At 68.5% G+C, this 24,584-nt stretch carries 21 protein-coding genes; 14 read left to right on the top strand and 7 right to left on the bottom strand.

Annotated features, from left to right (window positions below; translation table 11 throughout):
- The first annotated feature begins 76 nt into the window (after nucleotides 1-76).
- From DYS74_RS14785 to DYS74_RS14720, 14 genes are all read left to right on the top strand, one after another.
- Nucleotides 77-1,588, top strand: a complete 1,512-nt coding sequence (locus tag DYS74_RS14785; protein WP_121534458.1) for a 4-hydroxyphenylacetate 3-hydroxylase family protein — start codon at nucleotides 77-79, stop codon at nucleotides 1,586-1,588.
- A 60-nt stretch (nucleotides 1,589-1,648) separates the two neighbouring features.
- Nucleotides 1,649-2,917: a flavin-containing monooxygenase gene (locus tag DYS74_RS14780; RefSeq protein WP_121534457.1), complete on the top strand. Its 1,269-nt coding sequence runs from the start codon at nucleotides 1,649-1,651 to the stop codon at nucleotides 2,915-2,917.
- A 16-nt stretch (nucleotides 2,918-2,933) separates the two neighbouring features.
- On the top strand, nucleotides 2,934-3,347 hold the full coding sequence (locus DYS74_RS14775; protein WP_121534456.1) for a RidA family protein: 414 nt from the start codon (nucleotides 2,934-2,936) through the stop codon (nucleotides 3,345-3,347).
- 70 nt (nucleotides 3,348-3,417) lie between these two features.
- The gene (locus tag DYS74_RS14770) at nucleotides 3,418-4,095 is read left to right on the top strand and encodes a DUF1028 domain-containing protein (protein WP_121534455.1); all 678 of its coding nucleotides are present in this window, start codon (nucleotides 3,418-3,420) and stop codon (nucleotides 4,093-4,095) included.
- The gene (locus DYS74_RS14765; protein ID WP_220668857.1) at nucleotides 4,092-5,576 is read left to right on the top strand and encodes an aldehyde dehydrogenase; all 1,485 of its coding nucleotides are present in this window, start codon (nucleotides 4,092-4,094) and stop codon (nucleotides 5,574-5,576) included. The genes DYS74_RS14770 and DYS74_RS14765 overlap by 4 nt, the downstream gene beginning before the upstream one ends.
- 66 nt (nucleotides 5,577-5,642) lie before the next feature.
- On the top strand, nucleotides 5,643-6,596 hold the full coding sequence (locus DYS74_RS14760) for a LysR family transcriptional regulator (RefSeq protein WP_121534453.1): 954 nt from the start codon (nucleotides 5,643-5,645) through the stop codon (nucleotides 6,594-6,596).
- Between the two features lie 158 nt (nucleotides 6,597-6,754).
- Nucleotides 6,755-8,818, top strand: a complete 2,064-nt coding sequence (locus tag DYS74_RS14755) for an oxidoreductase (RefSeq protein ID WP_121534452.1) — start codon at nucleotides 6,755-6,757, stop codon at nucleotides 8,816-8,818.
- 61 nt (nucleotides 8,819-8,879) lie between these two features.
- The gene (locus DYS74_RS14750; protein WP_121534451.1) at nucleotides 8,880-9,953 is read left to right on the top strand and encodes an ABC transporter ATP-binding protein; all 1,074 of its coding nucleotides are present in this window, start codon (nucleotides 8,880-8,882) and stop codon (nucleotides 9,951-9,953) included.
- The gene (locus tag DYS74_RS14745) at nucleotides 9,950-10,813 is read left to right on the top strand and encodes an ABC transporter permease (RefSeq protein WP_121534449.1); all 864 of its coding nucleotides are present in this window, start codon (nucleotides 9,950-9,952) and stop codon (nucleotides 10,811-10,813) included. Before DYS74_RS14750 ends, DYS74_RS14745 begins: the two co-directional genes overlap by 4 nt.
- Nucleotides 10,810-11,610, top strand: coding sequence for an ABC transporter permease (locus tag DYS74_RS14740; protein WP_121534448.1), 801 nt, complete (start codon nucleotides 10,810-10,812; stop codon nucleotides 11,608-11,610). Before DYS74_RS14745 ends, DYS74_RS14740 begins: the two co-directional genes overlap by 4 nt.
- 36 nt (nucleotides 11,611-11,646) lie before the next feature.
- Nucleotides 11,647-12,666 (top strand): extracellular solute-binding protein, encoded by a 1,020-nt coding sequence (locus tag DYS74_RS14735; RefSeq protein WP_121534447.1) that lies wholly within the window; start codon nucleotides 11,647-11,649, stop codon nucleotides 12,664-12,666.
- A 55-nt stretch (nucleotides 12,667-12,721) separates the two neighbouring features.
- Nucleotides 12,722-14,374: an amidohydrolase gene (locus DYS74_RS14730; protein WP_121534446.1), complete on the top strand. Its 1,653-nt coding sequence runs from the start codon at nucleotides 12,722-12,724 to the stop codon at nucleotides 14,372-14,374.
- On the top strand, nucleotides 14,368-15,465 hold the full coding sequence (gene argE / locus DYS74_RS14725; protein WP_121534445.1) for an acetylornithine deacetylase: 1,098 nt from the start codon (nucleotides 14,368-14,370) through the stop codon (nucleotides 15,463-15,465). Before DYS74_RS14730 ends, argE begins: the two co-directional genes overlap by 7 nt.
- Before the next feature lie 74 nt (nucleotides 15,466-15,539).
- Nucleotides 15,540-15,875 carry a hypothetical protein gene (locus DYS74_RS14720; protein WP_121534444.1) on the top strand — a complete coding sequence of 112 codons (336 nt, stop codon included), beginning with the start codon at nucleotides 15,540-15,542 and terminating at the stop codon, nucleotides 15,873-15,875.
- A 504-nt stretch (nucleotides 15,876-16,379) separates the two neighbouring features.
- Here DYS74_RS14720 and DYS74_RS14715 read toward each other — a convergent pair.
- The 7 genes from DYS74_RS14715 to DYS74_RS14685 all read right to left on the bottom strand — a co-directional run bounded on the left by DYS74_RS14715 (nucleotide 16,380) and on the right by DYS74_RS14685 (nucleotide 24,353).
- Nucleotides 16,380-18,152: an ABC transporter ATP-binding protein gene (locus DYS74_RS14715; RefSeq protein WP_394342972.1), complete on the bottom strand. Its 1,773-nt coding sequence runs from the start codon at nucleotides 18,150-18,152 to the stop codon at nucleotides 16,380-16,382.
- 29 nt (nucleotides 18,153-18,181) lie between these two features.
- Nucleotides 18,182-19,141 (bottom strand): acetamidase/formamidase family protein, encoded by a 960-nt coding sequence (locus DYS74_RS14710; protein WP_121534442.1) that lies wholly within the window; start codon nucleotides 19,139-19,141, stop codon nucleotides 18,182-18,184.
- A gap of 6 nt (nucleotides 19,142-19,147) precedes the next feature.
- On the bottom strand, nucleotides 19,148-20,779 hold the full coding sequence (locus DYS74_RS14705; protein WP_121534509.1) for an ABC transporter substrate-binding protein: 1,632 nt from the start codon (nucleotides 20,777-20,779) through the stop codon (nucleotides 19,148-19,150).
- Nucleotides 20,780-20,859: 80 nt separating this feature from the next.
- Nucleotides 20,860-21,780: an ABC transporter permease gene (locus DYS74_RS14700; protein ID WP_121534441.1), complete on the bottom strand. Its 921-nt coding sequence runs from the start codon at nucleotides 21,778-21,780 to the stop codon at nucleotides 20,860-20,862.
- A complete protein-coding gene (locus DYS74_RS14695; RefSeq protein ID WP_121534440.1) occupies nucleotides 21,780-22,667 on the bottom strand; it encodes an ABC transporter permease in 888 nt (295 codons plus the stop codon). Before DYS74_RS14695 ends, DYS74_RS14700 begins: the two co-directional genes overlap by 1 nt.
- Nucleotides 22,645-23,253 carry an ANTAR domain-containing response regulator gene (locus DYS74_RS14690; RefSeq protein ID WP_121534439.1) on the bottom strand — a complete coding sequence of 203 codons (609 nt, stop codon included), beginning with the start codon at nucleotides 23,251-23,253 and terminating at the stop codon, nucleotides 22,645-22,647. Before DYS74_RS14690 ends, DYS74_RS14695 begins: the two co-directional genes overlap by 23 nt.
- Complete coding sequence (locus DYS74_RS14685) at nucleotides 23,253-24,353, bottom strand: transporter substrate-binding protein (protein ID WP_121534438.1); 1,101 nt, start codon at nucleotides 24,351-24,353, stop codon at nucleotides 23,253-23,255. The genes DYS74_RS14690 and DYS74_RS14685 overlap by 1 nt, the downstream gene beginning before the upstream one ends.
- Nucleotides 24,354-24,584 lie beyond the last annotated feature (231 nt).

Here is a 24,584-nt window from a genome sequence, read left to right as displayed (position 1 = left end):
ACGCAGGAATTTCTTTTTCCTCAGCCAATCCTGCGTCACCCTCTTCCTGCAAGGCGATGAACCAGAGTTTTCCGCGATGATCCGCACAGGCACTGACTACAGGGAGTCGATCCGGGACGGGCGCGAGATCCACGTCAACGGCGAGCGTGTCGCCGACGTGACCGCCCATCCGATGTTCAAGCCCCTGGTCGACATCCGCGCGCGGATCTTCGACATGGCGCATGCGCCCGAGACCGCCGCGGTGATGACTGTGCGCGGCGAGGGCGAGGTGAACGCGCAGGCCAACGCGCTGCCCTTCAGCCAGGCTGACTGGTGGGCGAAGCGGCGCGCGACCGAGGCGGTGCTCGATGTGGTGGGCGGCGTGGTGACGCGCGTGGGCGACGAGACCGTGGGCGAGATGTGGTCGCTGCACGATTGCGCCGCGACGCTGAACGAGATCGACCCGCAATTCGCGCCGAACATCGCCGCCCATATCGCGCGCGTCGTGCGCGCCGATCCGTTCCACGTCTCGGCCAATACCGACCCGAAGGGCGACCGCTCGAAGACGCCCGGCGAACAGGACCCCGACATGCTCCTGCATGTGGTGCGCGAGACCGATGCCGGCCTCATTGTGCGCGGCGCGAAGTTCGAGACCGCGGCGGCCTATGCGAACCAGGCCTTCACCAAGCCGACGATCGCGACCTGGGGCGAGGGGGTGCTGTCGCCCTATGCCGTGGGCTTCATCTGCGACCTGGGCACGCCGGGGCTGAAGTTCATCTGCCGCACCGGTTTCGCGACCCGCGCGCCCGCCGAGGATTACCCGCTCTCGAACCGTTTCGACGAGATCGAGGCGCTGGTGATCTTCGACGACGTGCTGATCCCCTGGGAGAACGTGCTCTTCCATCGCCACGTGGCCTCGGCGATGGCGATGCGCGCCACGCTGCACCGCTATTCCGCCTTCGCCTTCGTGCAGCGCAGCCTGAAATTCGCCGACATGATGATCGGCGCGGCGCTCTTCAATCTGCGCCAGACCGGGCTCGACCGGCTGCAGGGCGTGCAGGAGAAGCTTGCGCAGCTCGCCTGCTGGCGCGAGGGGATCGACGCGCATCTGACCTCGGCGATCGCGATGGCCGAGCGGAGCCCGGCCGGTCTGATGATGCCGAACCAGTCGCTGATCTATGCCGGCCGCGTCTTTGCGGCGGGGCAGATGGCGGCGATGATGCATCTGGCGCGCGAGCTTTGCGGCGGGCAGATCGGGCTCACCCCCGACGCGGCCGCCTTCCGCGCGCCCGAAACCGCGCCCTGGCTCGAGAAATTCTACGGCATCAATGACGAATGGCAGGCCGAGGATCGTCGCCGGCTGATGGCCTTCGCGCGCGACCTGCTCAATTCCGATTATGCCGGCCACCGGCTGACCTTTGAGCTTTTCGCGCAATCGCCGCCCTTCGCCCATCTCGCCGCGGTCTATCGCAACTTCGACTGGGACGGCCCGCTCGACTGCGTGCGCCAGGCCGCGGGGCTGAGCGAGCGGGTCATGGGCACGGCCACGCGGAGCTGCGCCGACAGCCCGGCGAGCCGCTGGTTCGCCACCGAACGCGCCGGCCCCTGAGCCCGGCCAGAATTTCGCGCGCCCCCGGGCGCTTCCCCGATTTCACAGAAGGACTGAACGATGTCAGTTGAAAAGATCGAAGCCCTGGTCGTGGGCGCCGGACAGGCCGGCCTCGCCGCGAGCGAGCATCTCGGCCGCGCCGGCATTCCCCATCTCGTGCTCGAGCGCAGCCGGATCGCCGAGCGCTGGCGCACGGCGCGCTGGGATTCGCTCGTCGCCAATGGCCCCGCCTGGCACGACCGCTTCCCGACGCTCGAATTCGACGCCGATCCCGACGCCTTCGTGGCGAAGGACGCGGTCGCCGATTACATGGAAGCCTACGCAAGCCACATCGGCGCGCCGGTGCGCTGCGGCGTCGAGGTGAACCGGGTTGCCCGCCTCGAAGGCCGCCCCGGGTTCCGCGTCGAGACCGCGACCGGCGTGATCGAGGCGGAGTATGTGATCGCCGCGACCGGCGCCTTCCAGACGCCCTCGATCCCGCCGCTGGTGCCCGCAAGCACCGGCATCACCCAGATCCATTCGAGCGACTATCGCAACCCCGCCCAGATCGCGCCGGGCGCGGTGCTGGTCGTCGGCGCCGGCTCCTCGGGCGTGCAGATCGCCGACGAGCTTCTCGCCGCGGGGCGCAAGGTCTATCTGTCGGTCGGGCCGCATGACCGCCCGCCGCGGAGCTATCGCGGCCGCGATTTCGTCTGGTGGCTCGGTGTGCTGAACCTCTGGGATGCCGATGCGAACCCGTCTTCCGAGCACACCACCATTGCGGTGAGCGGCGCGCATGGCGGCCAGACCGTCGATTTCCGCAAGCTCGCCGCGCGGGGGATGGTGCTGCTGGGCCGGACCGAGGGGTTCGAGGGCGGCACGATGCGTTTCGCCCCGGATCTCGCGAAGAACGTCGCGGGGGGCGACGCGAATTATCTGTCGCTGCTCGATGCCGCCGACGCCTATGTCGCACGCAACGGGCTCGATCTGCCCGAGGAGCCGCAGGCCCGGGTGATCGGTGCCGATCCCGCCTGCATGACCGATCCGATCCTTGCGCTCGATCTGGCCGAGGCCGGGATCACCACGATCCTCTGGGCCACGGGCTTCAGCTCGGATTACTCCTGGCTGCCCGAGGGCGCGCTCGACGCCGCCGGCAAGCCGCGCCATTCGCGGGGCGTCTCGACCGAGGCGGGGATCTATTTCCTCGGCCTGCCGTGGCAGACGCGCCGTGGCTCCTCCTTCATCTGGGGGTGCTGGCACGACGCGAAATTCGTCGCCGATCACATCGCCAAGCAGCGCGGCTATCTCGCCTATGCGCCCGCCGCCGAACCCGTCACCAAGACCGCCTGATTTCCGGAGACCCGACATGGCCCATACTCGCATCCGCAAATTCAACACCAAGGACACCTATCCCGAGCAGAAGCTCGACAACGACCTCTGCCAGGCCGTGGTCGCGCGCGGCGCGACGGTCTTCCTGCGCGGCCAGTGTCCGCAGGATCTGGACACCGCCGAGGATATCGGCTCGATGGATCCGGTCGAGCAGACCCACAAGGTTATGCAAAACATCCGCCAGCTGATCGAGGAGGCCGGCGGCAAGATGGAACATCTGTGCAAGGTCACCGTCTATCTGACCGACGTGCGCCACCGCGAGGCGGTCTATCGGACGATGGGCGAATATATCAAGGGCGTGCATCCAGTCTCGACCGGGGTGGTGGTGACCTGCCTCGCGCGGCCCTCGTGGCTCGTGGAGATCGACGCGACGGCGGTGATTCCGGACTGAGAGCGCCGGGGGGCGCCGCCCCCCGGACCCCCCGAGGTATTTCGGGCAAGATGAAAGGGATGGGGTTGCGATGACCTTTTCGATCGTGGCGCGTTGCGCCGAGAGCGGGCAGTTCGGGATGGCGATCTCGTCCTCTTCGCCCGCGGTGGCGGCGCGCTGTGCCTTTGCCCGGGCGGGCGTGGGCGCGGTGGCGACGCAGAACGTGACGAACCCGGGCCTCGGGCCGCTGATGCTCGACCGGCTTGCGGCGGGCGAGAGCGCCGAAGCGGCGGTTTCGGCGGCCGTGGCGGCGGATGGCTTTGCGGCCTATCGTCAGTTGCTGGCGATCGGCGTCACGGGCGCGCCCGCGATCCATTCCGGCCCGAATGCGCTTGGGGTCTGGTCCTCGGCCACGGGCACCGATTGCGCCGCGGGCGGCAATCTGCTGGCGGACGCCGGCGTGCCCGCGGCGATGGTCGCGGGGTTCGAGGCGGCGACCGGGGGCCTTGGCGAGCGGCTGATCGCCGCGATGCAGGCGGGCTCGGCGCTTGGTGGCGAGGCGGGGCCGGTGCATTCGGCAGGCCTTCTGATCGTCGACCGCCAGGCCTGGCCCTGGGCCGAGCTGCGCATCGACTGGCTGGATGACGGCTGCCCGATTGCGGCGCTCGCCCGCGCCTGGGAGGTCTATGCGCCGCAGGCAAATGACTATGTGACCCGCGCGCTGAACCCGGTCGCGGCCCCTTCCTACGGCGTTCCAGGAGACGAATGATGCAAAGCCTCGCCCATTACACCGCCCGCGCGGGCGCGCTGATGATGCGCAACCAGTGCTGGATCGACGGCCGCTTCGTGCCCGCAGCCTCGGGCGCGCGGTTCGAAAGCGTGAACCCGGCGACCGGCCTTGCGCTCACCGATGTCGCGCGCGGCGGCGCCGAGGATATCGACCGCGCCGTGCGCGCGTCGCGTCGCGCCTTCGAGGATGGCCGCTGGTCGAAGCAGACGCCCGGCGCGCGCAAGGAGGTGCTCCTGCGTCTGGCGAATCTTCTGCGCGAGAACCTCGAGGAATTCGCGCTTCTCGACACGCTCGACATGGGCAAGCCGATTGCCGAGACGGTGAACGTCGACGTGCCGGGCTCGGCGCATTTCTTCCAGTGGCATGCCGAGGCGATCGACAAGCTCTATGACGAGGTCGCGCCGACCGGCGGGCGGGACATCGCGCTGATCCGCCGCGTGCCGCTTGGGGTCATTGGCGCGGTGGTGCCCTGGAATTTCCCGCTCGACATGGCGACCTGGAAGCTTGCGCCGGCCTTGGCCGCGGGCAATTCGGTGGTGCTCAAACCCGCCGAGCAATCGCCGCTTTCGGCGCTGCGTCTGGCCGAGCTCGCCGCCGAGGCTGGGCTGCCCGATGGCGTGCTGAACGTCGTGCCGGGCTTTGGCGAGGATGCGGGGCAGGCGCTTGGCCGGCACCCGGACGTCGATTGCCTCGTCTTCACCGGCTCGACCGAGGTCGGCAAGCTGTTCCAGCGCTATGCCGGCGAGAGCAACATGAAGCAGGTCTGGCTCGAGACCGGCGGCAAAAGCCCGAACCTGATCTTTGCCGATGCCGATCTGGATGCCGCCGCCGACAAGGCCGCCTTCGGCATCTTCTTCAACCAGGGCGAGGTCTGTTCGGCCAATTCGCGGATGCTGGTGCACGAGAGCATCGCCGAGGAGATGCTCGACCGGATGAAGGTGCGGGCCGAGGCGATCCGGCCGGGCAACCCGCTCGACCCCGAAACCACGATGGGCGCGATGGTCGATGCGCGCCATGCCGAGCGGGTGGCGGGGTTCCTGGCCTCGGGCAAGCAATCCGCGCGTCTGGTGACCGGCGGGGAACGGCTGACCATCGGCGGTTCGGACGCCTTCATCGCGCCGACGATCTTCGCCGATGTGCCGCGCGACGCCCGCATCGCGCGCGAGGAGATCTTCGGCCCGGTGCTTGCGGTGCAGACCTTCCGCGACGACGCCGAGGCGGTCGCGATCGCGAACGACACGGTCTATGGGCTGGCCGCCTCGGTCTGGACGCGCGATCTGAGCCGGGCGATGGCGGTCTCGGACGCACTCGTCGCGGGCACCGTCTCGGTCAACACGGTCGACGCGCTTTCCGCGATGACGCCCTTTGGCGGCATGAAGCAGTCGGGCTTTGGTCGCGACCTGTCGATCCATTCCTTCGACAAGTATTCGGCGCTGAAGACGGTCTGGATCAGCTATTGACGGCAAGGGCGCGGCGGATCAGCTTGCGTTAGGAAAAACCTGACGCAAGACAACCGGGGATAAGCCGTGCCCTTACGCATCACGCTGCGACAGCTGGAATATTTCGTCGCCGTGGGCGAGTGCGGCTCGATCGCGCTCGCCGCCGAGAAGGTGAATGTCTCCTCGCCCTCGATCTCCTCGGCGATCTCGCAGCTCGAGGCGGAATTCGGGCTGCAGCTCTTCATCCGGCGCCATGCGCATGGGCTGTCGCTCACCCAGGGCGGCGCGCGCTTCATGGATCTGGCGCGCGAAGTGCTTGAAAAGGCGGGCGCGCTGAACGATCTCGCGAATGACATCACCGGCAAGGTGCGCGGGCCGCTGAACATCGGCTGCCTTGTGTCCTTCGCGCAGATCGTGCTGCCACAGCTGCGCCGCAGCTTCGTCGACACCTACCCGGAGGTCGAGTTCCACCAGTTCGAGCGCGACCAGCAGGAGCTGTTCGACGCCTTGCGCTCGGCCAAGCTCGATATCGCGCTGACCTATGACCTGAACGTGCCACCCGACCTCGATTTCGTGCCGCTGATCGGCTTGCCGCCCTTCGCGCTTCTGCACGAGACGCACGAGCTTGCCCATCTCGAGGCGGTGTCGCCGGCCGAGCTGTCCGACTATCCGATGGTGCTGCTCGACCTGCCGATGAGCTCGGATTACTTCCTGTCCTTCTTCACCGCGCTCGGCATCACCCCGATGATCGCGGAACGTACCCGCGACATCGCGGTGATGCGCTCGATGGTGGCGAACGGCTTCGGCTACGGTCTGGCGAACGTGCGCCCGATCACCGAACTTGCCCCGGACGGGCGGCGGCTGCGGTTCATCCCGCTGACGGGGCCGGTGCGCACGCTCAAGCTGGGTCTGATGATGAGCGAGGGGGCGCAGAATTCGCGCACCGTGCGCGCCTTCATCGACCATGCCCGGGCCGAGATCACGCCCTTGCGCGCGCCGGGGCTGCAGGTCCAGGCAAAGGGCGTGCGGCGCGACTTCTGACGGCTTCGCCAACTGCACATTATGCGTGCACTTCGCCACGGAATTAAGTGATTAGGCGCAGCCTAAGTCAGGCTTCCGGAAGGTGTAATTTACTTGGGCGCCCCGGCGCCGGATCGTCCTCTCAGCCCGGCCAGACCTGCGGCCGGCAAGGAGACGACGTGCGAAACCCAGCCTATGACATCCTGTTCGAGCCCGCGAAGATCGGGCCCCTGACCGCGAAGAACCGCTTCTATCAGGTTCCGCATTGCAATGGCGGCGGCTATCGCGACCCCTCTGCCGCCGCCGCGATGCGCGGGATCAAGGCCGAGGGCGGCTGGGGCGTGATCTTCACCGAGCAGACCGAGATGCACCACACCTCGGAAATCACCCCCTTCATCGAGCTGCGGCTGTGGGACGATGCCGACATTCCGGCGCTGAACCGGATGTCGGACGCGATGAAGACGCGCGGCGCGCTCGCCGGCATCCAGCTTGCCTATTCCGGCATCAACGGCCCGAACCTCTATACCAAGGAAGTGCCGCTCGCTCCCTCGGCGCTGCCCATTCGCACCTTCACCAACGACCCGGTGCAGGCGCGCGCGATGGACAAGACCGACATCAGGAACCTCCGCCGCTGGTTCGTGAACGCGGCCAAGCGCTCGAAACTCGCGGGTTTCGATCTGATCTGCCTTTACGGTGCGCATGGCTTCGGCATCTTCCAGCATTTCCTCAGCCGCGCGACGAACCAGCGCTCGGATGAATACGGTGGCTCGCTCGAGAACCGGGCGCGGTTCGTGAACGAGGTGATCGCCGACATGCGCGACGCGGTCGGCGACACGATGGGGATCACCCTGCGGGTGAGCCTCGACGAGCATATTGGCGCGCTCGGTTTCTCGAACGCCGAGCTGCGCGAATTCATCGAGATGAACGCCGATCTGCCCGACCTGTGGGATCTGGCGCAGGGCACCTGGGAGGATTGCTCGGGTCCCTCCCGCTTCAAGGAAGAGGCGGCACAGGAGGTGCTGGTGACCGGCATCCGCGAGCTGACCTCGAAGCCCGTCGTCGGCGTCGGCCGCTTCACCTCGCCCGACGTGATGGCGCGGCTGGTGCGGCAGGGCGTGCTCGATTTCATCGGCTGCGCGCGGCCCTCGATCGCCGATCCCTTCCTGCCGAAGAAGATCGAGGAAGGCCGGATCGAGGACATCCGCGAATGCATCGGCTGCAACATCTGCATCACCGGCGACATGACGATGTCGATCAGCCGCTGCACGCAGAACCCGACCTTCATGGAAGAGTGGCGCAAGGGCTGGCACCCGGAAAAGATGAACGCCAAGGGCGACAGCAGCAACGTGCTGATCGTCGGGGCGGGGCCTGCGGGGCTTGAGGCCGCCCGCGCGCTTTCCTTGCGCGGCTATGACGTGGCGCTCGCCGAGGCCGGCACCGAGCTGGGCGGCCGCGTCGCGCGCGAGCGCAAGCTGCCGGGGCTTTCGGCCTGGGGCCGGGTCGCGGATTACCGCGCCTATCAGCTGAGCCAGCGCCCGAACGTCGAGACCTATTTCGACAGCCGTCTGAGCGCGCAGGAGATCCTCGATTTCGGCTTCGAGAATGTCTGCATCGCCACCGGGGCGCACTGGCGCGCCGATGGCGTCGCGCGCCAGCATGTCGTGCCGATGCCCGCCGATCCGGCGATGCCGGTCTTCACGCCGGACGACATCATGGCCGGGCGCCTGCCGAAGGGCGCGGTCGTCGTGTTCGACGATGACCATTATTACATGGGCGGGGTGATGGCCGAGCTGCTGGCGAAGGCCGGCTGCACCGTCACCCTCGTCACCCCCTCGGCCTATGTCTCGGACTGGACGCTGAACACGCTCGAACAGGGGGCGATCCATCGCCGGCTGGTCGAAAACGGCGTGAAGATCACGCTGAACACCGGCATCGCGGCGCTGCATGCGGGCGGCGTCGAGACCGAATGCGTCTACACCGGCGCGACGGCGCGGCTTGGCTGCGACGCGGTCGTCATGGTCGCCTCGCGGATCTCGGACGACGCGCTCTATCACGACCTTCTGGCGCGGCAGGGCGACTGGGCCGATGCCGGCATCCGCTCGGTCAAGGTGATCGGCGACGCCTGCGCGCCCGGGCCGATCGCCTGGGCGACCTATGCCGGGCACCGCTATGCGCGCGAGCTTGACCAGCCCGACATCGGCGATGCGCTGCCGTTCCGCCGCGAGGTCACGCAACTCGCATGAATGCGTCCGGCGCCGAGGGGGAGGGCGGCGCCGGCCCCGAAGAGCAACAGGGAGCTCAGCCATGACACGCGGAAAAGCGGTCGAAGTCTTCAACGTCACCAAGCGCTTCGGCGATTATCTGGCCCTCGATCAGGTCAGCTTCACGATCCACGAGAACGAGTTCTTCACGCTCCTTGGCCCCTCGGGCTGCGGCAAGACCACGCTGTTGCGGATGATCGCGGGCTTCGAGACCCCGAGCGAGGGGGCGATCAGCCTGTTCGGCACCGAAATCGCGACGCTGCCGCCGCACAAGCGCCACGTGAACACGGTGTTCCAGAGCTATGCGCTGTTCCCGCACATGACGCTCGAGCAGAACATCGCCTTCGGGCTCGAGAACCTCGGCTGGGACAAGGCGCGGCGGCAGGCGCGGGTGGCCGAGATGCTCGAGATGGTGCACATGACGCCCTTCGCGCGCCGCCGCCCGGCGCAGCTTTCGGGGGGCCAGCGTCAGCGCATCGCACTCGCCCGTGCGCTCGCGCCCGAACCCAAGGTTCTGCTGCTCGACGAGCCGCTTTCGGCGCTTGATCTCAAGCTGCGCCAGGCGATGCGCGACGAGCTGCGCGAGTTGCAGCGCATGACCGGCATCACCTTCATCTTCGTCACCCATGATCAGGACGAGGCGCTCGACATGTCCGACCGGATCTGCGTGCTGGGCAAGGGCCAGATCCAGCAGATCGGCACGCCGTCCGAGATCTACGAGGAACCCGAAAACCGCTTCGTCGCGGATTTCATCGGCGAGACGAATTTCCTCGAGGCCGAGGTGATCGCGGTCGAGGGCGCGACGGCGCGCGTGCGCACCGCCTTCGGCTTCGAGATCACCACCTTCCAGAAGGGGCTGACCGGGCCGGGCAGGGCGACGCTGTCGCTGCGCCCCGAGAAGATCGGGATGGAGGACCAGGCGGCGGGCAATCTGCTGACCGGCACCGTCTCGGCGAAGAACTACATGGGCGGCTATACCCATTACACCGTCGACACGCCGGCGGGGGTGCTGCGGGTGTCGCGGCGCAACGCGGTGAGCCAGGCGCAGAGCTACGAGATCGGTCGCGAGGTCCGCCTTGGCTTTCGCGACGACAGCGCGCGGGTGCTGGCGCAATGAGGGGGTTCCGCTTCTGGGGCCTTGTCCCCGCCTGGGGGCTGATGGTGGCGACGCTGATGGTGCCGCTCGTCATCGTCGCCCTCGTCTCGGTGGCCGAGCGCGGCGCCTATGGCGGGTTCGCCTGGGCCTTCACGCTCGAGCCCTACAAGGAGATCCTGTTCTCCGAGGACTGGGACGGCAACCTCGTCTTCGATCCGAAATATCTGGCGATCATCGGCCGCACGCTGGCGCTTGCCGCCGCGACCACGGCGATCTGCATGGCGCTGGCGCTGCCCGTCGCCTATGTCATCGCCACCCGCACGCCGCGGATGAAGGCGGCGCTGATCTATCTGGTGACCCTGCCGTTCTGGGTGTCGATGATCGTGCGGGTCTATGCCTGGCTCATCATCCTCGGCAATGACGGTGTCGTCGGCCGGGCCTGGGCGGCGCTTGGCGGGGAGGGGACGCTGCTCTTCACCTCGGGCGCGATGCTGGTGGGCATGGTCTACAGCTATATCCCGCTGATGGTGCTGCCGGTCTTTGCCGCGATCGAGAAACTGGACCCGGCACTGCTCGAGGCCGGCGCCGACCTGTATGCCAGCCGCTGGACCACGGCGCGGCGGGTGATCCTGCCGCTGACCTGGCCCGGACTTGCCGCGGGGGCGATCCTCGTCTTCGTGCCGGCGCTTGGCACCGTGCTCGAGCCGATGCTGCTTGGCGGTGGCAAGCAGATGATGATGGGCACGCTGATCCAGTCGCAATTCGGCGGCGCGCGCAACTGGCCCTTCGGCGCGGCGGTGGCGCTTGTCCTGATGGCGATGGTGGTGCTGGTGCTGATCGCCAATGCACGACGCGCGATGCGCAAGGAGGCCCGGGCATGAGCACGCAGCATGACGTCCGCCATTACCCCGGGGCGGGGCTCGTCACCTGGGCCTTCTTCCTGTGGCTTTATGCGCCGATCGCGGTGGTGATCTGGTTTTCCTTCAACGAGAACCGCCTCGTCTCGGTCTGGAGCGGCTTCTCGACGAAATGGTATGCCGCGGCGCTGGAAAACGACGCGCTGCTTGGCGCGCTGCGCACCTCGCTCACCGTGGCCGTCACCGCGACGGTGGTGGCGACGCTGGTCGCGCTCTCGGCCGCGATGGTGCTGACCCGCCATGCGGATCTCAAGTTCCGCCGCCTGTCCGAGACGGTGGTGAACCTGCCGCTGCTGCTGCCCGAGATCGTCATCGCCGTCGCCTCGCTGATCCTGTTCTCGCAGATCGGCTTCACCAACGGGCTGGCGCGGCTGATCGTGGCGCATTCGGCCTTCTGCACGCCCTTCGCCTTCCTGCCGATCCGGGCGCGCCTTGCCGGCATGAGCGCGGATTACGAGGAGGCGGCGCAGGACCTCTACGCCGCGCCCTTCACCGCCTTTCGCCGGGTCACGTTCCCGCTCATCCTGCCCGGCGTCTTTGCCGGCGCGATGCTCGCCTTCGTGATCTCGATGGACGATTTCATCACCTCGAACATGCTCAACACCGGCGGCACCACGACGCTGCCCGTCTATATCTTCAGCCTGATCAAGAAGGGCACGACGCCCGAACTGAACGCGATCTCGACCCTTCTGATCCTCGCCTCCCTCATCATCGCGACGCTGGCCCTGGCCATTTCGGCCCGGGCGATGCGGCGCGGCTGATCGCCAGAAGAAAAGACCCAACAGGAGAGACCACTCATGAAAACGAAACTGATCCTCGGCGCCGCGCTTGGCCTTGTGCTGGCGGCTCCGGCCTTCGCGGGCGGCACGCTCAACCTCTACACCTGGTCCGACTCGATCTCGCCCGACCTGATCAAGAAGTTCGAGGAAAAGACCGGCATCACCGTGAATGTCGACGGCTTCAACTCGAACGAGGACGCGCTGACCAAGCTGCAGGCGGGCTCGTCGGGCTATGACGTCGTCACCCCCTCGCAGCATTTCGTGAAGATCATGATCGAGCAGGGGCTGCTCGAGGACATCGACGCCAAGGACATGCCGGCCTTCGCCCAGGTCGACGATAAGTGGAAGAACCAGTGGTGGGACCCGACGAGCGAATACTCGATCCCGCTCGCCTATGGCACCGCGGGCTTCACCGTGAACCGCGACCTCTACAAGGGGCCGGTCGACAGCTGGTCGGTGTTCTTCACCCCGGGCGCCGAGCTGAAGGGCAAGATCGCGGATCTCGCGGCGCCCGACGAGGTGGTGGGCGCGGCCGAGCTGTTCCTGGGCGTGCCCTTCTGCTCGGAGGACAAGGCCGAGATGAAGAAGGTCTACGACCTGCTGAAGGCGCAGAAGCCCGACGTCGCCGCCTATTCCTCGGACAATATCGAGAACCGCATCGGCTCGGGCGAGGTCGCGGCGCATTTCTGGTGGGACGGCAATTCGCTGAAGACCCGCCGCGACGGTGCGAACATCGAATACGCGATGCCGAAGGAAGGGCTTGTCGGCTGGCTCGACAGCTTCGTCGTGCCGAAGGGCGCGGCCAATGTCGAGGCGGCGAAGGCGTTCATCGACTTCATGTCGGAAGAGGAGAACGCGACGGTGCAGTATAACTATTATGCCCATTCCTCGCCGGTGAAGATCGATCTCGCGAAGGCCGATTACACCCCCGAGAACGCGCCCGAGCTGTTCCCGACGGTGCCGGTGACCTTCTCGCAGGCCTGCTCGCCCGCCGCGCAGGATCTGGTGACCAAGGTCTGGACCGACCTGCTGAAGTGACGCATGCCCCCCGGCCGGCGCCGTGCCGGCCGGGGGTTCCCTCAGGACAGACCCGATGACCCCGACGATCGAGATCGACGACGCGCGCGACATCTTCACCGATGCGCCCCTTTCCCTGCGCCTTGAAGGGGGCCGCATCGCCTGGATCGGCGCGCCCGGCACCCAGCCCGGAGGCCCGCCACCCACGCGGCGGATCGCGGCCGGCGGGCGGCGGATCGCGCCGGGGTTCTGCGAAAGCCACCTGCATCTTTTCTGGGGCGGCGCGACGCTGTCGCAGCTGAACCTGCTCGGCATCGAGGGGGCCGCGGCCGCAGGGCAGGCGATTGCCGGCTTTGCGGCGGCAAACCCCGCGGTGCCGCTGCTTGTCGCCTATTCGGCGAATTACGAGCTTCTGGGCCCCGGCACGCGCCCCGACCGGCATGCGCTCGATGCGCTGTGCCCCGCGCGGCCGCTTCTGGTGCTGGCCGTCGACGGTCATGCCGCCTGGGCGAACACCGCGGCGCTTGCGGCCGCCGGGCTGATGACCGATGTGCCTGCGCTCGAGGGCGCCGAGGTCGTGCGCGGCGCCGATGGCCGGCCGAATGGCGAGCTGCGCGAGGGCGCGGCGATGGCGCTGGTGCTGCGGATGTCCGTGAATGGCGGGCGTGACGGGCTGGCGATGGCGGGCGACGAACCCGACAGGGTGACGCCCGAGGAGCGCGCCGCCGACAAGGCGACGCTGGCCGCGGCGCTTGCCGCCTGCGCCGCCCATGGCATCACCACCGCGGTGAACATGGACGGCAACCTCTACCTTGCCGATCTGCTCTCCGAGATGGAGGGCGAGGGCGCGCTGCCGATCCGCGTCTCGACCGCGATGCGGCTCTCGCCCGCCCATGACGAGGCCCGCATCGCCGAACTGATCGCGGCAGCGGCGCGGCCGGCGCAGGGCAAGCTCGGCTTCGGCCGGATCAAGATGTTCCTCGATGGCGTCTTCGACACCTGGACCGCCTATCGCACCGACGATTACCCGGGCCGGGCCGGCTTTCGCAGCGAACCGTTGTTCAGCCCCGAACGCTTCAACGCGCTCTGCATCGCGGCCGATGCGCGCGGGCTGCAGATCCAGGTGCATTGCGTGGGTGACGGCGCCGTGCGCATGGCGCTTGACGGCTATGCCGCGGCGCGGGCCGCGAACGGGCCGCGCGACGCCCGCCACCGGATCGAGCATATCGACATGCTGCACCCCGACGACTTGGCGCGGCTGCGCGACCTCGGCGTGATCGCCTCGATGCAGCCGGTGCACCCGCCGGGCTCGAGCGGGTTGCCGCTGGAACCCACGATCTCGATCATGGGGCGTGCGCGGTGGAAGGACACCTTTCCCTGGGCGGCGATTGCCGGGGCGGGCGTGCCGCTTGCATTCGGCACCGACTGGCCGACGGCGCCGCTCTCGCCCTTTGGCGCGATCCATGCGGCGCTGTCGCGCGCGCCCTGGGCCGCGGATGTGCCCGATCAGCGCCTGTCGTTCGAGGCGGTGATGGCCGCCTATACCGCGGGCGGGGCGCAGGCGCTGTTCGCCGAGGCGGGCCGCGGTCGGCTCGCGCCCGGGATGGCGGCCGATCTTGTCCTTCTCGAGGGCGATCCGCGTGCGCTGCGCGAGGATGCCGGTGCCTGCCGCGCCGCGCTGACGATCTGCGCGGGCGAGATCGTGCACGAGGAGAATCTGTCATGCTGACCCGGATCGAGGAAATCCTCGCCACACTCGTCGCCTTCCCGACCGTCTCGGCGCGCTCGAACCTTGCGCTGATCGACTGGGTCGAGGCCTTCCTGACCGGGGCGGGTTTCGCCGTCACCCGCATCGCCGCCCGGGACGAACCGAAGGCCGGGTTGCTGGCGCGTTTCGGCGCGGGCGAGGGCGGCACGCTGTTCTCGGCCCATACCGATGTCGTGCCGGTCGAGGGGCAGCGCTGGAGCGTCGAGCCCTTCGCGCTGACCGGGCGCGGCGATCGCCTGCACGGCCGCGGCACGACCGACATGAAGGGCTTCATCGCCTGCGTGCTGGCGCTGGCAGAGACCCTGCGCGCCGCGCCGCCCGCGCGCCCGGTGCGCATCGCGCTGAGCTGGGACGAGGAGCTTGGCTGTCGCGGCATTCCGCAGATGATCGACCGGGTGATCCCCACCCTCGGCCGGCCCGATCTGTGCGTGGTGGGCGAGCCGACCTCGATGCGGCTCGGCCTTGGCCACAAGGGCAAGGCGAGCTACCGCGCCACCTGCCACGGCGAGGCCGGCCATTCCGCGATGGCGCCGCGCTTCACCAATGCGCTGCATCTGGCGGCGGACCTGATCGGTGCGCTCAGGGCGGAACAGGCGCGGCTGACGCGCGAGGGGGCGCAGGACGCAGCCTATGACGTGGCCAGCTCGACCGTTCACGCCGGCCTCCTGCGCGGCGGCGTCGCGCTGAACATCGTGCCTGACCATGCCGAAGTCGAGTTCGAGATCCGTCACCTGGCCGCCGAAAGCGCCGAGGAGATCCTGTCGCGGATCGCCGCGGGCCTGCCCGCGGGCATCGAGATCGCGCAGACCGGCGCCTATCCCGGGCTCGACACCGACCCGGCCGTGCCGGCGATCGCGCGGTTTGCCGCGCTTCTGCCCGAGGCCGCGCCGGTCAAGGTCTCCTATGGTACCGAGGCGGGCTTCTTCGCGGCGCTCGGCCTGCCCACCGTCGTGTGCGGCCCGGGCACGATGGACGACGGCCACCAGCCCGACGAGTCGATCGCCCGCAGCCAGCTTGCGCTCTGCGCCGAGGTTCTGGCGCGCGCCATTTGACTTCGCGCGGTTCCCGGTCTGATATCCGGGCCGGACCGCGGGCCGGGGCCCCGGCGCATTTTCAGGAGACGCCCATGCCGAATGTGAAACTCTATGTCGACGAGGCGCTCTGGCCCGCGCACAAGCCGGCGCTGATCGCGGCGCTGCCCGAGCTGCGCGCGCTGCTGTGCCGCGATCTTGCCGTGCCGCCGGCCGCCTGTCAGGTGGTGATCGTGCCGGTCTGGGGGCTGGCCGATCAGCCGGCGGTGAACATCGAGCTGATGATCCTGCCGCGGCCCGAGCGCACGGCCGAGAAGCTGCGCGCCCTTGGCGGCGAGCTGCGCGCCCTGATCGGGCCGGTGGCGGGGGGCGCTTCGGTCGCCGTGCGCTTTGCCAGCCTCGATCCCGAGACCTATGTCGCGCTGAAGTGAGATTGCGGACGGGGCGGGGGATGACCCCCGCGCCCCGCCGGTTTCAGACGCCCGTGCGCCCCGGGATCCAGCCGGTGCCGGCCAGCGGCGCCGCGACGGGGTCACCACGCCGACCGCGGGGCGGCGATATTGCCCGGTGGACGATCAGACCCTGCTGCGAAAGCGCGGCGTCCTGATCTCGGGGAGCCGGCGCGGGGGGCTTGAGCGACAACGTCGGGCTGTCGCGCGTGAACGTGCCCTCATCGATCCGGCCGGCCTGATCCGGGTGAAGACGCTGATCGCGACGAAGGGGCAGGCGAAGACCGCGCCGGCGATCAGGTCATGCAGAATGCTGCTGCCAGAATCCGAGCTGACGGATTTCGCGATGCTGGCGGGCCGCCGAGGTCAGACAGTCGCGGAAACCGTGCATCCGCACGAGCGTGTCGACCGGATAGGCGCAGGGGGCGGAGGGCAGCATTCTGCGCGTTTCGTGCAAGTTCCGCAGGGGCGGGCAAGGGGGGCGCCTCAGCGCCCCTCCGTGTCGGCCCCGGCCACCAGATGCCCGCCGCCGATGTCGCGCAGGATCTGGCGCCGCGGCGCTTCGCCCAGCGGGTGGACCGGGCTTGGCACCTCGCCCGCCAGACGCGGCAGCGGCGGCCGTTCGAACCCCGGGTCGGGCACCGGCACCGCCGCCATCAGCCGCCGGGTATAGGGGTGCTGCGGATTGCCGAAGATCTGCGCGCGGGTGCCCATCTCGACCATCTGGCCCATGAACATCACCGCCACCCGGTCCGAGATGTTCTCGACCACCGCCATGTCATGGCTGATGAAGAGATAGGCGATGCCAAACTCGCGTTTCAGCGCGGCGAGCAGGTCGAGCACCCGCGCCTGCACCGAGACGTCAAGTGCCGAGACGCTCTCGTCGGCGATGATGAGCTTCGGCTGCAGCGCGAGGGCGCGGGCGATGCAGATCCGCTGGCGCTGGCCCCCCGAGAACTCGTGCGGATAGCGGTCGAGCTGATCGCGGTCGAGCCCGACCCGCTCGAACAGCGTGGCGACACGGGCGCGCCGGGTCTCGGGCGTGCCGATGCCGTGGATGAGAAGCGGCTCGCCCACCAGATCGCCCACCCGCATCCGCGGATCAAGCGCCGCCATCGGATCCTGGAACACGATCTGCACGTCGCGGCGCAGCGCCTTCATCTCGCGCGGGGACAGACCGCCCAGCCGGTGGCCCGCCACCTCGATGCTGCCCTGATGCGGCACGAGGCCGGTCAGCGCCTTGGCGATCGTCGACTTGCCGCAGCCGCTTTCGCCGACGAGCGAGAAGGTCTCGCCGGCGCGGATGTCGAAGCTGACGCCCTCGACCGCGTGGACGCGGTGGGTGACGCGCGACAGCAACCCGCCGCGGATGTCGAAGCGCACGCAGAGATCGCGCAGCCGCGCGACGGGGTCTGTCTCGGCGGCGGGGGCAGGGGCGCCGCTGCCGTCGCCCATCCGCGGCACCGCGGCCAGCAGGTCGCGGGTGTAGGGCTGTTGCGGCGTGTCGAAGATCTGCGCGACCGGGCCGGTCTCGACCACCTGGCCCTGTTTCATCACGATCACCCGCTCGGCCATTTCGGCCACCACCCCCATGTCATGGGTGATCAGGATGATCGCGGTGCCCATCTCGCGCTGCAGGTCGCGCAGCAGGTCGAGCACCTCGCGCTGCACGGTGACGTCAAGCGCGGTGGTCGGCTCGTCGGCGATCAGCACATCGGGGCGGAGCGCGAGCGCCATCGCGATCATCACGCGCTGCCGCATGCCGCCCGACAGCTCGTGCGGGAACTGGTCGAGCCGGCGCTCGGGTTCCGAGATCCGCACCGCCTGCAGCGCCTCGAGGGCGCGGCGACGGGCCGCGGCGCGCGAGACCGGCGCATGGGCGCGGATCGCCTCGGAAAGCTGGCGCCCGATCGACAGCACCGGGTTCAGCGAGGTCATCGGCTCCTGGAAGATCATCGCGATGCGGTTGCCGCGAATGGCCCGCATCCGGCCCTCGGGCAGGCGGGTCAGATCCTCGCCGTCAAGGCGGATCGCGCCGGCGCTGACGCGCAGCGCGGGCGGCGGCAGCAGCCCCATGATCGCGAGCGAGGTCAGCGACTTGCCCGAGCCGCTCTCGCCGGCGATGGCGATGGTCTCGCCCGGTGCAAGGGTGAAGCTGAGATCGTGCACCAGCGCCCGCTCGCGCCCCTCGGCCCGGACCGAGATCGTCAGCCCCTCGACCGACAGCACCGGGCGGGGCGGGGCATCCGGGGCCGTCATGGCCCCGGACCGGAGTTCCGCTGTGGCGCTCATTCGAACACGCTGCGCGGGAAGTAGAAGCTGACCACCCAGTTCGGCATGTCGACGATCTCCGAGATCCGCAGATCGCCACAGGTCGAGACCAGCATGTAGGCGTCGACCGCCGCCATGCCGTGCCGTGCCGAAAGCAGGTCGACCATGCCCGCGACCGCATCGCGCGCCGCGACCATCAGGTCGGGACCGATGCCGGTGGTGACCTCGTAGCCCGCGGTGTCGAGATGGCGGGTGACCGGGCCGGGCGTGGTGAAGCGGGGGAACTTCAGGCTTTCGCCCTTCACCACGTCGAAGGTCAGCACGGTGTCGATCGGGCTTTCGATCGCGGTGCCGCAGACCTCGCCGTCGCCCTGCGCGGCATGGGTATCGCCCACCGAGAACAGCGCGCCCTCGACCTCGACCGGCAGGTAGAGCGTGGTGCCCGCCGCCAGATCGCGGATGTCGAGGTTACCGCCGACCCGGCGCGGCGGCACGATCGAATGCTCGCCCGGCGCGGCGGGGGCGACGCCGATGGTGCCGCAGAAGGGCTTCAGCGGCACCTTGCCGTGGCGGCCCCAGAGCGCCTGACCAGGCGCGGCGGCGTCATATTTCCAGATGTTCAGCGCCGCTTCGGTGAACTGGTCGGCCAGCAGGCCGAAGCCCGGGATATTCGCCGTCCAGCCCCAGGCGGTGCCCTCTTCCTCGCGCGGGGCGAAGCTGTCGATCGTCACCTTCAGCACGTCGCCGGGCATCGCCCCGTCGATATAGACGGGGCCGGAGACCGGGTTGATCTTGCCGAAATCGAGCGTCTTCACATCCTCGACCGTCGAGGACGGGCCAAGCTGGCCCGCCGAGGCGTCAAGACAGTGGAAGAGGATGGTCGCGCCCGGCGCCACCGTCTCGACCGGGGCAAGCGAGTTGTCCCAGCCGAAATGGTGCTGCGCGCCGTGGATCGTGTAGCCGCAGGCTTTGCACATATGCGTTCACTCCGTCACATAGACATAATCATAGTTCACCGGGATCGAGACCGGATCGACATAGAGGTCATCGCTGCCGCCCATGCGCGCCGACTTCATCGTGTAGCGGTTCTCGTTGAACACCGGCACCCAGGGGGCGTCCTGCATGATCTTCATGTAGACATCCGACCACAGCGCCAGCCGCTCGTCCTGCTTCGCCGGATCGACGATGGAATCGGCCTTGGCCGCCTCGGCATCGAGATCCTTGTTGCAGTACCACGACCAGTTCCAGCCGCCCTCGACCGCGCCGGCACAGCCGAGGATCGGGCCGTAGAAGTTCGACGGATCGGGGAAGTCGGCGATCCAGGCCATGCCGCCCGACCAGATCATCGGTGCGGTCTTCGGCGTGCCGCCCGCTTCGATCACGTTCGCCTGGGCCAGCGCCTTGATCTCGGCCTTGACCCCGATCGCCGCCAGATCCTGCTGGATCGCCTGCGCGATGCGCGGGTTCGGGTCGGTGTTCATCACATAGAGCTGGGTCTGGAAGCCGTCGGGATAGCCCGCCTCGGCCAGCATCGCCTTGGCCTTCGCCGGATCGAAGGCATAGCCCGTGTAATCCTTGGTGTAGCCCGGCATCGAGGGCGGCAGCGGCTGCGTCGCGGGGGTGGCGCGGCCGTTGATCATCTGCACGATCCGGTCCTTGTTGATCGCCATGTTGATCGCGCGGCGGACCTCGACGTTGTCGAAGGGCTTCATCTCGACGTTCAGCGTGATGTAGCCGGTCTGCAGCTGGCCGCCGACGACGACCTGCTTCTTCTCGTCGGGGTTGTTCATCACCTCGGTGAATTTCGCCGGCGGGATGCCGTCGCCGGGGATGTCGACCTCGCCCTTCTGCAGGCGCAGCAGTGCCACGATCGGCTCCTGGCCGACCTCGAAGGTGACGCTGTCGAGATAGGGCAGGCCGGCGCGCCAGTAGTCGGCGTTCTTCGTCAGCAGCAACTTCTGCCCGATCGTCCAGTCGCTCAGCTTGAAGGCGCCGGTGCCGACCGGGTGCTTGCCGAAATCGGCGCCCCATTTCTCGACTTCCTCCTTCGGCACGACCGAGGAGAAGTTCAGCGCCATCACGTGCAGGAAGGTGGCGTCCGGGCGCGACAGCTCGATCTTCACGGTGGCGGGGTCGAGGACGGTCACGCCCGACAGGCTGGTGGCCGAGCCGTCGGCCATCGCGTCATAGCCGGCGATCGAGCCGAAGAAGCCCGCGCCGGGCGATTGCGTCGCGGGCGTGGTGACGCGGTCGAGCGAATATTTCACGTCCTCGGCGGTCATCTCGCGGCCGTTGTGGAACTTCACGCCCTTGCGCAGGTGGAAGGTGTAGGTCTTGCCGTCGGGCGAGATCTCGTAGCTTTCGGCAAGGCCCGGGCGCAGCTCGGTGGTGCCGGGCACGTAATCCATCAGCCCGTCGAAGATCGACTTGATCATCGACCAGTTCTGCCAGTCATAGCCGATCGCCGGGTCGAGCGTGGCGACGTCGTCCTTGTAGGTGATGACGATGTTGCCGCCGGGTTTGGCGTTCGGATCGGGGGTATAGTCCTGCGCCGCGGCGAGGCTTGCGAAGGACAGCGACACCGCAAGAGCGCTCGTCGCCAGCAGCTTGTTCATCAGGCTCATCTTGGTCTCCGTCTGTTGGATCGGTGGTGGTCGTGAGTGGGGCCCCGTAAGGCGGGGTCTTCGGGAAAGGCTCAGCGCAGCTTGATGCGCGGATCGATGAAGGGGGTGACGAGGTCGGCCAGAAGGTTGCCGAGCACGATGGCGCAGGCCGAGACCAGCGTGACGCCCATGATGATCGGGATGTCGACGCGCTGGATCGCCTGCCAGGCGAGCTGGCCGATGCCGGGCCAGCCGAAGACGCTCTCGACGACGACGATGCCCGACATGAAGATGCCGATGTCGATGCCGATCATCGCGATGATCGGCAGGATCGCGTTCGGCATCGCATGCAGCGCCAGCACCCGGGCCCGGCCGAGCCCCTTGGCGCGGGCGGTGCGGATGTAGTCCGAACGCAGCACGTCGATCATCGAGGAGCGCATCATCCGGCTGTACCAGCCCGAGCCCATGATCCCGAGCGTCATCGCCGGCAGCACGAGGTTCGAGGCATGGCCATAGCCGCCGATCGGGAACCAGCCGAGCTTGACCGCGAAGACGTAGAGCAGCAGCAGCCCGACGACGAATTGCGGCGCCGAGACCGCGACGAAGGAGGTGATCATCAGCGACTGGTCAAGCGCACCGCCGCGGCGCACCGCGGCCAGAACGCCGAGGCTGAGCCCGATCGCCAGCTCGGCCACGATCGCGCCCAGCATCAGCAGCAGCGTCGCCGGCAGCCGCGCCATGATCAGCGCCGCGACCTCGGTCTTCTGCAGGTAGCTGCGGCCCATGTCGCCCTGGAACAGCCCGGCCAGATAGCGACCGTATTGCACCACGAAGGGCTGGTCGAGGCCCAGCTGCCGGCGGATGTTCTCGACCGTCTCGGGGGTGGCCGAGCGCCCGGCGATCTGGCGCACCGGGTCGGCGGGCAGCACATAGAGCAGCAGGAAGGTGATGAAGGACACGCCAAGCAGGATCAGTGCGGATTGCACGAGGCGGCGGAACACATAGGCCAGCATCAGTCACGCCCCCGCTGGGTCGGGTCGAGCACGTCACGCAGCGCGTCGCCCACAAGGTTGAAGGCCAGCGCGAGCGCAAGGATCGCGGCGCCGGGGATGAAGACAAGCCACGGCGCGGCCTGGAAATAGGTCTGGTTCTCGAAGATGATGTTGCCCCAGCTCGGCGTCGGCGGCTGCACCCCCACGCCCAGATAGCTGAGCGTCGCCTCGAGCAGCACCGTGGTCGAGATCCCGAGCGTGCCCCAGACGATGATCATCGGCACCAGATGCGGCAGGATGTGGCGAAACAGGATCCGCGCGGTGCCGGCGCCGAGCGTGCGCTCGGCCGCGACGAATTCGCGCTCGGCCAGCGCCGAGGTCTCGGTGTAGACGACGCGGGCGGTCTGCACCCAGTTCACCAGCGCGATCACCATCGCCACGATCCACAGCGAGGGGGTGAAGATCGCCGCGAGGCAGATCGCCAGCAAGAGCGCCGGGAAGGCCATCATCAGATCGGTGAAGCGCATCAGCACGGCGCCGATCCAGCCGCGGAAATAGCCCGCGGTGACGCCGATCAGCGTGCCGATCAGCAGCGCGAGCCCGTTCGCCACCACGCCGATCACCAGCGAGGTGCGCGCCCCGAACAGGATGCGCGAGAACAGGTCGCGGCCGAGCAGGTCGGTGCCGAGCCAGAACTTGTCGCCGGGCGGCATCGGCGCGCCCTCGAGCGTGAGCCCGTCGAACATCTGGTCCTCGGGCGCGAAGGGGGCGATCCAGGGGGCGAAGATGGCCCCCGCCGTCACCACCACGATCAGCGCCAGCCCGATCAGGGCAAGCTTGCACTGCAGCAGCCGGCGCAGCGCGCCTTGCGGTTGCGGGGCGGCCTCAGCCGAGATCACGTCGGTCATTGCCGTCCTCCTGTCTGTCATGACTGGCCACGACGCGCCGCGCCGCATCCTCGAAACTCACCTGCCAGGCCATCGCCATCTGCCGCAGCTGGTCATAGGCCGCGGCCTCGCCCTTGCCGCGCGCGGCCAAAAGGGTGACGGCGCGCACCACGGTCTGGCGCTCGTCGAGGCGGCGGCGCAAATCGGCGATCTGTGCCGAGAGCGACTGCCGTGCCTCGAAGGCGAGCCGCGCGATCAGCAGCGCCGAATAGGCGCCGCCGTCGCCCACGGGCTTGAGCAGCTGCGCATGCGCCCCGGCCTCGAGCGACCATTCGATCCGGCCCGGTGCCTCCGATCCGATCAGCGCGATCATCGGCATCGGGCTTTCGCCCGGGCGCCAGGGGAATTGCTCGTCGAAGCCCTGGTCGACGTCGAAGAACAGGAAATCGGCGGCGATCGCCTCGGCCGGCAGCTCGGGCCAGCATTGCACCACCGTCAGCCCGATGGCGCGCAGCTGGCGCTCGAGCGCCTGCACCGTCGGGTGCGGCCGGTGCAGGATATAGGCGCGCGCGCCGCCGAGGTTCGCGATCCGGACCTTGCGCTTCATCACACCACCTTCAGCCGCGGCGCGGCGGGCAGCGCCGCCTCGCGCCCATGGGAAAGATAGGGGTCGCCCATCCGCGCCGCGAAGCGTTCGCGGATCGCGAAGGCGCCGTTCTCGACCTGTGCGATCAGCACCGGCAGTTCGGTGTGATGGGTGGCGGGGTCGATGCCCTCGGTGCCGCCCGGCGCATGGGCGAGCAGCTGCGCGAGGCTTTCGCGCGTTGCCCCCGCATGGCCCGACAGCAGCCGCGCCAGCCGGTGCACCGCCGACCAGGCCGCCGCCTCGTGCGAGGAGCCGAAGCTGCGCTGCGCCCCGGGCCAGCCGGTCGCGCCGCGGAAATAGGGGCCGGCGGCGACCAGCCCCTCGGCCGCGGCGGGCTCGATCGCGGCCAGCTCGCATTCGGTGAGGTTGCACGACAGGATCGGGCAGGTCTCGGGGCGGAAATGCGCGACCTCCTCGCCAAGCCGGCGATAGGCGGCGAGGAAGGCATATTGCGACGGGCCGATCAGGTTGTTCAGGATGAAATCGGGGCGGGTGGCGCGGATCTCCTCGATCATCCGGCCGATATCGACCGAGCCGAGCGGCAGATAGCGCTCGCCCAGCACCTCGCCGCCCGCGCCCGAGATCACCTCGCGCGCCAGCCGGTTCATCTCCCAGCCCCAGATGTAGTTCGAGCCGGTCAGATAGCCGCGCCGGCCGAGCCGGGCGAAGGCCCAGCCCAGCAGCGGCAGCAGGTGCTGGTTCGGGCAGGCGTGGGTGTAGACGACGTGGTCCGAGGCCTCGAAGCCCTCATAGGGCACCGGATACCACAGCGTGCCGCCGGCCTTCTCGAGGGTCGGGATCACCTCCTTGCGGCTCCAGGAGGTGACGCAGCCGATCACGTGCCGCGCCGAGCTGTCGCGCAGGATTTCCTCGCACAGCGGGCCGTAGGCGTCGATATTGCCGCGCGGGTCGCGCTCGACCGGCACGAAGCGCAGCGGAACCGCGGGATCGGCGTTGATATGGTCGATGGCGCTCAGCGCCCCGGTGCGGCAGGCCTCGGAGATCAGCGAATAGCTCCCGGAACGGGAGTAGAGCAATCCGAGTTCGACCTGTGTCTTCATGTCCGCCTGACGCCTGTGCGATGTCCGAAACGCAAAAACGCCCCGCCGACGAGCCGCGGGAGGCGGTGTCGAAGCGAGGCGCGAATGCCGTTCGGGAGTGTCCGATGTGCCCTGAAGCTGGCATCGGCCGGCCGCGCGAGACAAGCGTAAAATCGGCCGATGGTCCGAATGGACAGGTGCTGCGCGGCGATGCCGCGGATTTCAGCCCGTTTTTTGATCTCTTTACCCGGA

Source organism: Paenirhodobacter hankyongi (genome assembly GCF_003664585.1).
Classification (GTDB): Bacteria; Pseudomonadota; Alphaproteobacteria; order Rhodobacterales; family Rhodobacteraceae; genus Rhodobacter; species Rhodobacter hankyongi.
The sequence above is the reverse complement of the archived record's forward strand: the minus strand, read 5'-3'. Positions and strand labels throughout refer to the sequence as shown.

Excerpts from the sequence above, each read along its gene's own strand:
- DYS74_RS14785 (WP_121534458.1), top strand. The coding sequence starts at position 77 with ATGATCCGCACAGGCACTGACTACAGGGAGTCGATCCGGGACGGGCGC.
- DYS74_RS14780 (WP_121534457.1), top strand. The coding sequence starts at position 1,649 with ATGTCAGTTGAAAAGATCGAAGCCCTGGTCGTGGGCGCCGGACAGGCC.
- DYS74_RS14775 (WP_121534456.1), top strand. The coding sequence starts at position 2,934 with ATGGCCCATACTCGCATCCGCAAATTCAACACCAAGGACACCTATCCC.
- DYS74_RS14770 (WP_121534455.1), top strand. The coding sequence starts at position 3,418 with ATGACCTTTTCGATCGTGGCGCGTTGCGCCGAGAGCGGGCAGTTCGGG.
- DYS74_RS14765 (WP_220668857.1), top strand. The coding sequence starts at position 4,092 with ATGATGCAAAGCCTCGCCCATTACACCGCCCGCGCGGGCGCGCTGATG.
- DYS74_RS14750 (WP_121534451.1), top strand. The coding sequence starts at position 8,880 with ATGACACGCGGAAAAGCGGTCGAAGTCTTCAACGTCACCAAGCGCTTC.
- DYS74_RS14745 (WP_121534449.1), top strand. The coding sequence starts at position 9,950 with ATGAGGGGGTTCCGCTTCTGGGGCCTTGTCCCCGCCTGGGGGCTGATG.
- DYS74_RS14740 (WP_121534448.1), top strand. The coding sequence starts at position 10,810 with ATGAGCACGCAGCATGACGTCCGCCATTACCCCGGGGCGGGGCTCGTC.
- DYS74_RS14735 (WP_121534447.1), top strand. The coding sequence starts at position 11,647 with ATGAAAACGAAACTGATCCTCGGCGCCGCGCTTGGCCTTGTGCTGGCG.
- DYS74_RS14730 (WP_121534446.1), top strand. The coding sequence starts at position 12,722 with ATGACCCCGACGATCGAGATCGACGACGCGCGCGACATCTTCACCGAT.
- argE (WP_121534445.1), top strand. The coding sequence starts at position 14,368 with ATGCTGACCCGGATCGAGGAAATCCTCGCCACACTCGTCGCCTTCCCG.
- DYS74_RS14720 (WP_121534444.1), top strand. The coding sequence starts at position 15,540 with ATGCCGAATGTGAAACTCTATGTCGACGAGGCGCTCTGGCCCGCGCAC.
- DYS74_RS14715 (WP_394342972.1), bottom strand. The coding sequence starts at position 18,152 with ATGACGGCCCCGGATGCCCCGCCCCGCCCGGTGCTGTCGGTCGAGGGG.
- DYS74_RS14710 (WP_121534442.1), bottom strand. The coding sequence starts at position 19,141 with ATGTGCAAAGCCTGCGGCTACACGATCCACGGCGCGCAGCACCATTTC.
- DYS74_RS14705 (WP_121534509.1), bottom strand. The coding sequence starts at position 20,779 with ATGAACAAGCTGCTGGCGACGAGCGCTCTTGCGGTGTCGCTGTCCTTC.
- DYS74_RS14700 (WP_121534441.1), bottom strand. The coding sequence starts at position 21,780 with ATGCTGGCCTATGTGTTCCGCCGCCTCGTGCAATCCGCACTGATCCTG.
- DYS74_RS14695 (WP_121534440.1), bottom strand. The coding sequence starts at position 22,667 with ATGACCGACGTGATCTCGGCTGAGGCCGCCCCGCAACCGCAAGGCGCG.
- DYS74_RS14690 (WP_121534439.1), bottom strand. The coding sequence starts at position 23,253 with ATGAAGCGCAAGGTCCGGATCGCGAACCTCGGCGGCGCGCGCGCCTAT.
- DYS74_RS14685 (WP_121534438.1), bottom strand. The coding sequence starts at position 24,353 with ATGAAGACACAGGTCGAACTCGGATTGCTCTACTCCCGTTCCGGGAGC.